General features: G+C 39.1%; 8 protein-coding genes and 2 pseudogenes. 4 read left to right on the top strand and 6 right to left on the bottom strand.

All coding sequences use genetic code 11. The features are described 5' to 3' along the window. Positions 1-107: 107 nt before the first annotated feature. Positions 108-2,918 (top strand): annotated as a pseudogene (gene ileS / locus AB1L08_RS19535) (isoleucine--tRNA ligase); the annotation flags it as partial. An 865-nt stretch (positions 2,919-3,783) separates the two neighbouring features. Continuing rightward, entirely contained in the window at positions 3,784-4,758 is a 975-nt protein-coding gene (locus tag AB1L08_RS19530; RefSeq protein WP_413066302.1) for a tRNA dihydrouridine synthase, read from the top strand. A 963-nt stretch (positions 4,759-5,721) separates the two neighbouring features. Here AB1L08_RS19530 and AB1L08_RS19525 read toward each other — a convergent pair. The 4 genes from AB1L08_RS19525 to AB1L08_RS19510 all read right to left on the bottom strand — a co-directional run bounded on the left by AB1L08_RS19525 (position 5,722) and on the right by AB1L08_RS19510 (position 8,780). Beyond that, positions 5,722-6,618: a transposase gene (locus AB1L08_RS19525; RefSeq protein WP_413066305.1), complete on the bottom strand. Its 897-nt coding sequence runs from the start codon at positions 6,616-6,618 to the stop codon at positions 5,722-5,724. Next, positions 6,614-6,943, bottom strand: coding sequence for a transposase (locus tag AB1L08_RS19520; RefSeq protein WP_413066304.1), 330 nt, complete (start codon positions 6,941-6,943; stop codon positions 6,614-6,616). The genes AB1L08_RS19525 and AB1L08_RS19520 overlap by 5 nt, the downstream gene beginning before the upstream one ends. Positions 6,944-7,155: 212 nt before the next feature. Next, positions 7,156-8,337 (bottom strand): MFS transporter, encoded by a 1,182-nt coding sequence (locus tag AB1L08_RS19515; RefSeq protein WP_413066301.1) that lies wholly within the window; start codon positions 8,335-8,337, stop codon positions 7,156-7,158. Between the two features lie 140 nt (positions 8,338-8,477). Beyond that, complete coding sequence (locus tag AB1L08_RS19510; RefSeq protein ID WP_244704111.1) at positions 8,478-8,780, bottom strand: ArsR/SmtB family transcription factor; 303 nt, start codon at positions 8,778-8,780, stop codon at positions 8,478-8,480. A gap of 330 nt (positions 8,781-9,110) precedes the next feature. Here AB1L08_RS19510 and AB1L08_RS19505 point away from each other — a divergent pair. Beyond that, positions 9,111-10,428: pseudogene (locus tag AB1L08_RS19505) on the top strand (IS1380 family transposase). A 310-nt stretch (positions 10,429-10,738) separates the two neighbouring features. Then, on the top strand, positions 10,739-11,572 hold the full coding sequence (locus AB1L08_RS19500) for an SDR family NAD(P)-dependent oxidoreductase (protein WP_413066300.1): 834 nt from the start codon (positions 10,739-10,741) through the stop codon (positions 11,570-11,572). A gap of 70 nt (positions 11,573-11,642) precedes the next feature. Here AB1L08_RS19500 and AB1L08_RS19495 read toward each other — a convergent pair whose 3' ends face one another. Further along, positions 11,643-11,969, bottom strand: a complete 327-nt coding sequence (locus AB1L08_RS19495; RefSeq protein ID WP_413066299.1) for a hypothetical protein — start codon at positions 11,967-11,969, stop codon at positions 11,643-11,645. A 345-nt stretch (positions 11,970-12,314) separates the two neighbouring features. Continuing rightward, positions 12,315-12,524, bottom strand: a complete 210-nt coding sequence (locus AB1L08_RS19490) for an ATP-binding protein (RefSeq protein ID WP_413066298.1) — start codon at positions 12,522-12,524, stop codon at positions 12,315-12,317. Between the last annotated feature and the right edge of the window lie 146 nt (positions 12,525-12,670).

Below are 12,670 nucleotides of genomic sequence, written 5' to 3'. Positions count from 1 at the left end.
CCCATGGTCATCGACACTCCCTCAGGAATGCCGTGTTCCAAATAAATCTAAATAAAGCATATATAAAATCCCCATCTGAAAACAGGTGGGGATTATTTGACGCTTACGTTGAAAAACAATTGAATATTCGTGGTAAGGATCAAATTGAGGAGTACGGCATAGAAAATTTCATTCAGAAATGTAAAGAAAGTGTCTTTGCCTATGAAAATGAATGGAAACAATTTACTGAGGCTCTTGGTTATTGGGTAGATATGGAAAATCCTTATGTAACCTTAAATAACGAGTACATTGAGTCTGTCTGGAATATCCTATCCACTATATATGAGAAGGGTTATTTATATAAAGGACACAGAGTTGTACCTTATTGTCCACATTGCGAGACTTCGCTTAGTTCTCACGAAGTTGCACAAGGATATAAAGATGTTACCGATTTATCCGTTACAGCCAAATTTCGATTAAAGGGAACTGCAAATGAATATCTTTTAGGTTGGACAACGACACCATGGACATTACCAGGTAATGTTGCGGTTGCTGTTCATCCTAATATGAATTATGTGCGAGTAAAACAGGGATCAGAAATATATGTTCTTGCAGAGTCTTTGGCTCCGACTGTTATGAAGGAGGATTATGAGATTTTGGAAGTTATGAAAGGAAATGACTTAATTGGTCTCTCTTACGAACCTCCTTTTAATTATGTCGCAGTAACCAATGGACATAAAGTTCTCGGTGCAGATTTTGTTACTGATACAAGTGGAACTGGTATTGTGCATATAGCACCTGCCCATGGGGAAGATGATTACAAGGCAATTCAGGATAATCAATTTGATTATGTAAATGTTGTTGATTCCAAGGGTCGTTATAAGGAATATGTAACCCCACTTGCAGGACAATTTGTAAAAGATTGTGACGTAGAAATTATCAAAATGCTATCGAAGCAAAGCCTTTTATTCGATAAGCAAAAATATGAACATAGTTATCCCCATTGTTGGAGATGCAACAGTTCTCTTCTTTACTATGCCATGGAGGGTTGGTTTATTAAGACAACAGCAGTTAAGGAAAATATGCAATCAAATAATCAAGGGGTCGAGTGGTTTCCTTCTCACATGAAAGATGGGAGGTTTGGCAACTTTTTGGATCACATGGTGGACTGGAATATTGGAAGAAACAGATATTGGGGAACTCCGCTGAACGTTTGGATTTGTCAAGATTGCAGTAAAGAAAAAGCCCCGCATTCACTTAAAGAATTAAGAGAGCTTTCTATAGAAGAATTGCCAGAAGATATAGAGTTGCATAAACCATACGTAGATAAAGTACATCTAACTTGCTCTTGTGGCGGTACAATGGTTAGAACAAGCGAAGTGATTGATGTATGGTTTGATAGTGGCTCCATGCCATTTGCTCAATATCATTATCCATTTGAAAATAAAGATATGTTTAAGAAGCAATTTCCTGCAGATGTGGTCATTGAGGGAGTTGACCAAACAAGAGGATGGTTTTACAGCTTATTAGCGGTTTCTACTCTATTTACAGGACAATCGCCTTATAAACACGTCCTTTCTTTAGGACATATTTTAGATGAAAATGGACAAAAGATGTCAAAAAGTAAGGGGAATGCCTTGAACCCTATAGAATTAATTAATGAGTTTGGTGCCGATTCGCTAAGATGGGCGTTGTTAGCTGACAGTTCACCATGGAATAATAAACGCTTTTCCAAAAAGACTGTTAGTCATGCTAAGTCTAAAGTGATTGATACACTTTTGAACGTTTATTCTTTTTACTCCATGTATGCAGAAATTGACCAATTTAATCCGGATAGTGACATGGGTGGATCTCGAACAACTCTTGATAAATGGGTTCTTTCAAGATTAAATACTGTTATTAGGGAAGTTGTCCAAAGTTTAGATGATTATGATGTAACAAAAGGGGCAAGATCCATTGCAACGTTTGTTGATGAACTTAGTAATTGGTATGTAAGACGTTCTAGACAACGATTTTGGAGCAGTGGTATGACCGATGATAAAAGGTCAGCATTTAGCACCTTATTTGAGGTCTTAAAGAAGCTCACGCAACTAATGGCTCCTTATACCCCTTTTGTTACAGAAGATATATACTCAAACTTAGTGAAAGATAGTGTTCATTTATCAGATTATCCTAAACCAGATGAAACCCTTATTGATGAACAATTAGAGCAGGATATGAATGCTGTCATAGAAATAATAGAACTTACACGTTCTGTTAGAAATACAGTGGGGATAAAAACAAAACAGCCATTAGCTCAATTGGTCGTAATTCCGTCGGAAAAATCCACTTTATCTCAGTTACAAAAGTATTCGTCGATCATTAAAGAAGAAATGAATATAAAAGAAGTGGAATTTAGGAAGGATTATCAGGATTTGTTACAGCTTGATCTAAAATTAAATTTTTCTAAAGTTGGTCCAAAATTAGGAAAATCAGTTGGAGAAGTAAAAAATATAGTTGATAAATTAGATGAAGAAAATAAGAAAAAATTCATTGATGAAAAGGAAATACAATTATCATTAAATTCAGGTGAAGCTGTAACTCTTACCACAGATGATGTCCTTGTTGAGAAAAAAGGAAGAGATGGTTATGAGTTATCAGAAGGAAGTAATTTTATTGTCCTATTAGAAACAACATTAACGCAAGAACTAAAAGAAGAAGGATTGGTAAGAGAATTCGTTCGAGCTGTTCAAAGCTACCGTAAAGAATTGAATCTTCCGGTTGATCTGAGAGTAGATCTTTTTGTTCAGACTGATTCGTGGCTCCAAAAAGTATTGATTAAATTTAATAAATTAGTTCAAAGAAATCTCATTATTAATTCGATTCATTTTGAAAGTAAACCAGATATGAAAAGTTTCATGGTAGAGGGAATTGAAATAAAATTGTACATTAAATCATAAGGTGGCCCCTGCTTAATTGATAAGAAAAACGTTCCCGTTGTATTTGCGAGGAAAAGGAAGTCATTAACGTTATCAGAGAATCTTTATCTGCTGAGCTCCATTCTTTTTACCAAAAAGGAAACGAATGAAATTTCAATTTGGGGATTTTATTCAACAAGATGACGTCGTGTTGATATTGATAACTTTTTGGCAAATGGACTGGCTGTTTTGGGCTTGCTAAATTTGCTTGAGCAAGTCAGGGGCAGAGCTTGTGGGAATTGGTATTGTCAGTGAGAAAGGCTTCCAGCCGGGAGGTCAATTGGAATTCGTGGGTTGAATCACTTGCCAGTATTGCTTCCTTGTGCAATGGAAAGGTAAGTTTATGGAGGAAACTACCTTCCAATAAAATATACGCTCAAGTCCATCATATTGGGAAACTGGCATCTTTTGGATATGTATGCAGTTGTATTAATTATTGGAAGTTCGTTGATAGTGAATCAAAAACAACTAACGAATCTTATGTCGGTTGACGTATGATGTGCGGAGTCGCAACGGTTTACCTTCATTCAGCAGAAGTCTCCCACTTCTGTAAGTGGTAAAGATGAATGCATATTGGTTATATTCCATTCAGTGGGGTTCAAACCCCGGCTGCCAATAAAGTTAGAGCGTCCGGCGGATGCCACAGGTTTTCAAAGGAAATTGATCGAGCGGAGCTCGATCAAATTTGGGCGTAAATACGCCAAGGCGCATTTGATTGGAAATATGTATAGATTGATAAAAAGTGCTCAAGCGTGGTATAAGTGTTAAGGGAGTATTGAAAACCATGTTTTTTAATTGGGACAGGGGTTTGACCTGATGTTCCAAAATGAGAGGGTTCGATTTTAAGATGATAGATAATTTTTGGCATGATCTGCCAAGGCCGTTTTTTGTATTGGCACCAATGGAAGATGTGACGGATGTTGTTTTTCGCCATGTAGTGAGTGAAGCAGCCAGACCGGATGTGTTTTTTACAGAGTTTACAAATACGGAAAGTTATTGTCATCCGAACGGGAACCAAAGTGTGCGCGGGCGTTTGACTTTTACAGAAGATGAACAACCGATTGTGGCGCATATATGGGGAGATAAGCCTGAATACTTCCGCCAGATGAGCATTGGGATGGCTGATCTTGGGTTTAAAGGTGTGGATATTAATATGGGCTGCCCTGTTCACAATGTGGCATCAAAAGGGAAGGGAAGCGGTTTGATCCGTCATCCTGAAACTGCTGCAGAAATCATACAGGCAGCAAAAGCAGGCGGATTGCCTGTAAGTGTGAAGACGCGGCTTGGCTACACTCGTGTGGATGAGTGGCGCGACTGGCTGACACATATATTAAAGCAAGACATCATCAATCTTTCCATTCATCTGCGCACCAGGAAGGAAATGAGCGATGTGCCTGCACATTGGGAGCTGATCCCGGAGATTAAGAAGCTTCGTGATCAGGTGGCGCCAGATACCCTTTTGACAATCAATGGGGATATTCCTGACCGTCAGACCGGCTTGGAGCTCGCTCATCAATACGGTGTTGATGGGATTATGATTGGGCGCGGTATTTTTAAAAATCCATTTGCCTTTGAAAAGGTGAAGAAAGAACATAGCAGCGAGGAGTTGCTTGATCTCTTAAGGCTGCACCTTGACCTCCAGGATCAATATTCAAATGAATTAGAGCCGCGTCTATTCAAACCTCTTCGCCGCTTTTTTAAGATATATGTCCGCGGGTTCCGGGGGGCGAGTGAATTACGAAATCAATTGATGATGACAGAGTCAACAGACGAAGTACGAGCACTGCTTGATAACTTTAAGGAACAGAATGTTGAGGAGTAAGGGGCGATGGCTTGTGAACTGCCCCTTGTTCAAGCAGACAGCGGAATTATTGAACCTCTCATGACTTAAGTCACGAGATTCCTAGAAACAGAGCATACTTGATGAACAGCGATGTACACCGCCCACAGTTATATACCCTGGGCTCTGCCCGTAGTTCCTACGGTGAAACTAAAGTCTATGAGTACCTTGGACTCCACTGTCTAACCTATCTCTTGGTTTTCGCTATTTGATTAGACTTAGAGATGAGAACGTTGAAGATTTTACGTGACAAACGAATTCCTTGTCACAACCCCCTATCTTCAGTTTTCAAAGAGCAATCTGTTCTTTTCATTAGGACACCATATTGTCGGTCAATTGACATACCTAAAGGCATGCCTTGACCGAAGCCGATTCATCTCATGATTAAAAATCACGAGATGAATCGGCTAGTTCATAAAAATGTACTAAACGGCTTTAGCGCTATATTTCATAGGCTAAGGCCGTTTAATCGTATTTGGCATCTATCATGATCATAAAAATGTATGTACTCGTATTAAGCCAGTAAATGCGGGAAAAAGAGAACCATCGTAAGTATAAAATAATCTAAAGCCATTAGAATAAAGTTCGTTCCAATGGCTATTTATCCATCCTATTTTTAATCTCTTATTCTCTAGTTGCCTATCCATAATCAATTGCCCAACGAACGAGTTCATCTTGGCCTAAACCCTCTTCCTTGGTCTGTTACTTTAGGAGTTATTTTGCACTATAAGAGGATGTTCAAAAAGTACCCTACTTAAATGAAATTAAAGTCTGATAAAACCTAAATGTACATTCGAATCTGTTATTTAGGTAGATTTGGGAGATACGCTTTAAATAATTAAATGTTCAGTGAATTATCTCCTGACAAAGGCTAAAAAAGGCATACTCTCCCCTTGGCCATAAATAGCTTTTTTTAAAAATAAAACTATCCGATCTAGATGGAATTTAGGCAACCAAAGGTAACGACATCTGTTCCACCTGCTGCATTTGTAATTCCTTTATCTTTTCAACATGATTTTCGGGTAAAATCGTTGCACGCACATGCTTGATGATACGTTCAATTAACCTGAACATGTCTCTCATGATGAAAAAGGATTGCACTCTTTCCGTTGTTTTTACAGGTACTTTTTTATGGCGTAAAACAGCATCCAATTGGTTGGATTCGTGGGCAAAGCCTAGTTCTACCTGTTTACGGAAACGAAGCATTTCGTTTTGCAGTTCCGTGCCTTGTGGTACAGGGCCAAAGAAGAATGGGTTTTCCTCAAAAGAAAAGCCAAACTGTTTATCACAGGCTGCCTGTAACGGGCAGGCCAGGCATTTATCTTCATCACCATTAAACCAGGACGTATAGGTTTCTTTATCGAATCCATCCCATACGAGCTTATGGCCTGCTTCACATTCGGGCATTCCTTCTGGGGAACATGTTTCAGGGATAACGGTATTCTTTTTGGAATCAGTTACTACAGCGACATCGTACTCCTTCAAGGAAGCAGCTTGGTCCTCTGCGCTAAAGTATCCTAAATCAGCTGCTAGGTAATCTACTTTTAAATCACCACTCTGGTTGAGTTTCTCAACCAATGGGAGCAGGACATCAATATCAGCAGTATCTGGCGGTAGAATAATGGACAATAGAACGATAGGCCCTGATGGTGTAGGACACACAATGGAATGCTTACGATATCCAATGAAAAACTTATTCTGATTCGCCTTGTTGCGCTGTACGCCTAATTTGGCATCCGGATCCGAATACGTCTTTTCGCACGCGCAGGTTTCCTTGTTTTCGCAGCTACAGCGTTTCTTTTTATAGCCGTTGACGAGTGCATAAACCGGTCGGGAGTCAATGCCGGAAAGGATAGGTTGTTAAAAAGTTATCCAGCTTTAGTGCTTGGCCAATGAGATCAAATAAAATCTCGTAGAACAATTCTGGTGTCACATACTTGCGAAAGTGGCTTAGGCTGCTATGTACAGGCACATCCTTTATGTCTGGCGTACCAATAAAATTACGCCATGCCTGATTTTTTGGTTCCTTTAATTGCCTACACAATTCTCGGAAAGAGGAGATTTCCGGCCTGGCAAAGTATAGATAATGCATACGGAAATAAGTCCTCGGATCCGCTGGGGGACGGCCACCAACCTTATAAAGTGGGTTTACCTTTTCAAAAACAATGGAGTCGTCTACTTGATCAATGTAATCTATTAATTCCGCATCAAAGCCGAGTCAATAAGGGGTGAACCACCCGACCGATGCAGGGTATCAAAAGTTTTCGGTCTTCTTTTCGATTGTCTAGAGTCAACGCAAAGTGAGAAATCCTTATTACTTACTTTAAAATATAAATTCAACACATTTGACAAAAATATACTGTTCTAATTGTACTTTTATTACTGGTTCACTACATTATAGTCATCTAATATCTTTTTAGAAGTAGCACGTGAAGCCAATATTGTTACAACGATTGCGATAGCAACTCCCAAAGCCCCTACCCAGGTAATGGAAGATAGGGAAACTCTCTCTACAAAGATACCCCCAATAGCTGCACCTGCAGCCATGGCCAATTGCATCATTGACTGATTGAGACCTAGTAGTACACCTGATGACTCTGGCTCTATTGTAGCTAGGTGATATTGTTGAGTCGGGCCAGAAGACCATGCAGCAAATGACCATAATATTAAAATGATCAACACTCCAACATAAGAATCGGTAACTAGTGAGAACAAAATTAGCATGATGATATGTAATGTCATTCCGCTAATCAGTGTAAAATTCACACCCCATCGATCGGTACTAAATCCACCAAACTTTGATCCAACTAGACTGGCAATACCGAATATAAGGAGAACTCCACTCAGCAATTTGTCGCTTACACCTGATATATTTAAAAGGTAAGGGGATAGGTAGGTATAGGCAATCGAGTATCCACCAAGCCAGAAAAAGGTGATGGCTAATCCCAGCACAACTTTTGGTTTCTTAAATAGAGCGAGTTGTTGAGTTAAAGATACAGGTTTATCCCCTTGAATTTTAGGAATTGTAAGAGAAATGACAACCATTGCTAATAATCCGAGTAAGGCGATTCCTCCAAATACAGCTTTCCAACCAAGTAAATCACTAGTCATTCTGCCAAATGGGACTCCGATTATTAATGATGCAGTAAATCCCATTACTACTGTAGCAATAGCACTACCCTGCTTACCTTTTGGTGCAATTTTTTCGGCGATAGTTAATGCTGTAACTACGACCATCCCTGCACCAAGAGCCATAATAATTCTTGAGACAATAAATAATCCATACCCTGGAAGGACGAATGCAAGAATATTTCCAATAATAAATACGCCAAGTGAATATAACATTAACTTGCGTCTATTCATTCCTGATGTCAAAGCCATTAGTACCGGTGTGAAGATGGCGTATACAAGCGAAAAAATGGTAATTAACTGCCCAGCTGCAGCTAAAGTAATTCCTAATGATTCTGAAATATTATCCAAAATACCAGAGATTATATACTCTGAAGTACCAACTAAAAAACTTACGATAGCTAAGATGTATATCTTTACAGTGTTTGACAAAATAGTTCACTCCTCAATATGATGAATTGATATATCTAGATTTGTTAATATGAATAAGTAAAAAAAATACATATTTAGATATGTCGATTTGTATTTGTTAAATGAAACTGAATTCTGATTTATGAATTCAGTTTCATTTATTAAATCTTTTCTTCGAGAATAGTGGCAAATTTTTTTATGGCATCTTCATCTCTTTTATAATAAGTGTATTTACCTATACGTTCTGTCTTAATTAACCCAGCTCGTAGTAGAATAGAAAGGTATTGAGATGCTGTTGATTGCGTCATTTTCAATTTATCTGTTATTTGACTAACACAAACCCCTGTAGTATTCATATCAATCCCTTCGTGGGGCGTAAAATGACGATCAGGTTCCTTCAGCCATTGTAAAATTTGCAATCTTGATTCATTGGATAAGGCTTTGAAAACTTCAATTGGTTCCATACAAACCATTATATCGAGAAATAACGATATGTCAACGTGTTTTATTTTGATATCCCCCAAAAAACTTTCTTTTTTCCTTCTTCCTCCATCCATTACTACATCTAGTCGCAACAAGCTTTTTCAAATAATGATGTGGTATTAATGTTTTTCACTAAAACACCTGGTTTTCAGCTGCAACTTTTGTTGAAAAATTTGTTGAACGGTAATTAGTTTTCTGTAACACCTTAATCCGTGACAAAATTTAGCTAAAATGCATCCAAAAGCTGGTGAAATCAGGTATAATACCCAAAAAAGATAAAATTAGTAACTTCACCAAACGGGTGGTATTCTATGAAAAAGTTTATTATTGAAACGACAGATGAACGAATTACAGCACATTCCGGTTTAGCCATTGTCGGTGATCTTTTATATCACACCCATCTTTCGCAGCGATTCAATAAAACGAAACTGGATAAAATGGAAAACCCTTCAATTTCTAACGGAGATGTCGCTTCTTCCTATATCGGCTTACTCTGCCAGGGCAAGAGTGATTTTGATGATATCGAGGATTTCCGGGAAGATGAATTTTTCCGTTACGCCCTGAATATCGACAACGTCCCTTCAAGCCCCACTCTTCGCCAACGGCTGGACCAGGCTGCCTTGTCGGACGATTGGAAAGAGATCTTGTTGGAAGAATCAGCAGACCTTGTCCAGCGTTTAAATACATCCATTTCGCCTGTCTATGCGAACGATACGCCATATGTCCCTTTAGATGTGGATGTCTCTCCCTTTGACAACTCCAACACTAGGAAAGAAGGAGTGGAAAAAACGTATAAGGGCTGTGACGGCTATGCCCCCATGTTTGCTTATATCGGCCAAGAGGGTTACAGTGTTCATGTTGAACTCCGTGAAGGCAGTGTTCATTCACAAAATGGCACCCCGGAATTTCTTCAAAAGACGATTGAACTTGCAAGACAAATGACAGATCAACCGCTGCTTGTCCGGATGGATTCGGGGTGTGACAGTGCTGACAATATGAAAGTTTGCTTCCAGAACGAAGTAGACTTTATCATCAAGCGAAACCCGCGAAAAGAAACTGCAGAAGACTGGCTGGCCATCGCCCAGGCCGAGGGAACCTGCCGTGAAGTGCGCCCGGGAAAAAAAGTATATACGGGCTACTCTATTTCCACCATTAAAGGTACAGGCGTCCCTATCCATATCGTCTTTAAGGTGATAGAGAGAACGATAGATGCAAACGGGCAAATCCTGCTTGTTCCAGAGATTGAATTTGATACCTACTACACTTCGTTGCTTGAACCGTCTTCCACGATAGAAGAACTGTACAAAGATCACGGAACAAGCGAACAATTTCACAGTGAAATAAAAACCGACGCCTTCCTTCAGGCAAATTTCCGACGAATGATCTTGTTCTTCACTTTGGCCTATTTTCCTACAATCTATTAAGGATCATTGGGCAGGAAAGCCTGAAAGCCGATGATGCTCCCTTAAGAGAAAAAATGTAAAAAGGCGCCGTATTCGGACAGTAATCCAAAATATCATTACCCTGGCATCGAAACTTGTTTATCATGGAAGACAGTGGAAATTAAAGGTCCATAAGCATCATCGCTGGATGTCGGTATTCGAAAGGCTTTATTACGCTTTTTACTAAGCTGGCTATACTGTTAAATCAAATCCAGACCCTTAACCTAGCCTGTGAAAAAAATTGAAAATCGCAAGGCTTATTTCAGCATGCATTCAAGAGCGCTTAAAAAGCGGAAAACAAATAAAGCACCCTGTTTTTTTGTTTTTCTCATTCATTAAGTGGAGGAAATTGGAAAGAATACCAGGACAGCACCTTATTTCTAAAGGTTTTAACAACCTATATTACGGATTCAGGTCTAGTTAATAAAATATGACATAGGTTGTCAAGAATTCTCCTGTATGATGAAGATATCTTTTACATGAAAGGAATGGGACCCATGAAACCATTAAATGGAAAGGTCGCTCTTGTAACAGGAGGAAGTAGAGGAGCTGGGCGCGGTATTGCCGTCGAATTAGGAAAAGCTGGAGCAACGGTTTATGTCACGGGACGTAGTACCAAAGGGAATTCCACAAATGATTGGCCTGGAACGATTGATGATACAGTTTCACAGATTGAAGCTTCGGGTGGAACAGGAATAGCGGTCCGTTGTGATCATACGAACGATTCAGAAACAGAATCAGTAATAACCCAAATTGGTAAGGAACAAGGAAAATTAGATATTCTTGTCAATAATGTGTGGGGAGCACATGATCATGGAATCGAAGCCAAACCTTTTTGGGAATTGCCATTGAAACATTGGGATACGATGTTCACTGCTGGTGTACGTGCCCAGCTGGCCACAAACCACTTTGCCATTCCGTTACTTCGTAAGAATAAACAAGCCCTCATAGTTCACACCACTTTTTGGGACGAAGATAAATACACTGGACAATTTTATTACGATTTGGCCAAGAATTCTTTAATTCGCATGGCTTATGGGCTTTCAATAGAATTAAAACAAGACAATATTGCTGTTCTTGCCGTTTCACCCGGTTTTATGAGAACGGAACTTGTGTTAAAGCACCATAAAGTAGATGAAGAACATTGGCAGGAATCTGAAGAATTAAGCAGAACTGAAACACCTTATTATGTTGGACGTGGAATAAAAGCATTGGCCAGTGATCCCAATGTAATGGAGAAGAGCGGGCAGGTGCTCAGAGTCGGCGATTTAGCCAAAGAATATCAGTTCACCGATATTGATGGCCGATTAATTCTTCCATTTACACTATAGAGTTTGATCCTCAAACAGATAAGTGACTTTAAATGAATATATTATTACAGGTGCAACAGGAAAATGAGGGTCAAAAGTTGAAAACGAAAGCCGTAAGACTAATCATCTTAGCCCGTTTATCTTCCGAGGGATAAATATCCGCAATGATCGTCTGTGTGACCGGCAAAATAGGACACTTACATTCTTTTTGCTTCTGTTGGTTGGGGAACATCCGATTTTTTTTATTTCTGATCATGATGGCATGGAGTGCTTCTGGCTGGGCGACGACTCCCGCGAAACAAAACATATCTGAGATCTTTGGCTCCAAAATTGGCGAAATCATTATTGCGGTTAATACATCTTTCATGCAATTAGGTATTGCTTTAGGGTCAGCAATGGGAGGATTAATCATTCGCAATCATTATTCCTATACTTCACTAAGTTGGTTTGCATGGTTATTACCTTGGTTGGTTTATTTTCTTTTTTTCTTTCCATTTCCCTTTTCAATAGGCAAGGTAATATCCCATAAAACATAAGTTAGGGGAAATCAGGGTAATCTTTGTCAAACAGATCTTAATTTCCAATTAATGTAGCCGTCTTTTGTAAAAAGATTGATCAAATCAGACCCTTTACATGATTCCATATCGGCGGATATTTGTAAAAAAAGTTTGCTCATTTTCCTCTATGGTATTATTCTAAAAAATTGTGTTAGAAATTATTTGTTTTGCGATTGATCCTTCTCTGCTGACAATATCACGATGGGTTATTTTGTTAAGAGACCAAATCGAATCGGCACAACGAGGTTTTCACCCTTTTTCTCCGCTGTTATTTCCCCGTCCATCATGCCAACCAATCGTCTGGGAATCGACAGGCCCAATCCTGTTGTCTTTCGATGGCAGGAGGGGTCTGTTGTATAAAACCCTTCGAACAGCTTTTGTGGAAGGTGATCGACGCGGGGGAGTAATTGATCCATTTGGACACATTTGGTGGATTGCAACACATATAAATTTTTTCAAAAATCCTTCGGGACGAAATCTTTGAGCCTGGATTACGAAAGTAAAATCTAGTTTATAAATACAAAAAGGGCTCCAACCTTTGGTATAATTAGGTTTGTACTAA

Origin of the sequence: Siminovitchia jepli (assembly GCF_047228825.1) — a bacterium.
GTDB lineage: Bacteria > Bacillota > Bacilli > Bacillales > Bacillaceae_C > Siminovitchia.
This window is presented reverse-complemented; position numbering and strand designations above follow the sequence as displayed.

What these genes read in the sequence shown, in the direction of transcription:
- AB1L08_RS19510 (WP_244704111.1), bottom strand. Translation starts at nt 8,780, where the DNA reads ATGGAACCAATTGAAGTTTTCAAAGCCTTATCCAATGAATCAAGATTG.
- AB1L08_RS19490 (WP_413066298.1), bottom strand. Translation starts at nt 12,524, where the DNA reads ATGGATCAATTACTCCCCCGCGTCGATCACCTTCCACAAAAGCTGTTC.
- AB1L08_RS19530 (WP_413066302.1), top strand. Translation starts at nt 3,784, where the DNA reads ATGATAGATAATTTTTGGCATGATCTGCCAAGGCCGTTTTTTGTATTG.
- AB1L08_RS19500 (WP_413066300.1), top strand. Translation starts at nt 10,739, where the DNA reads ATGAAACCATTAAATGGAAAGGTCGCTCTTGTAACAGGAGGAAGTAGA.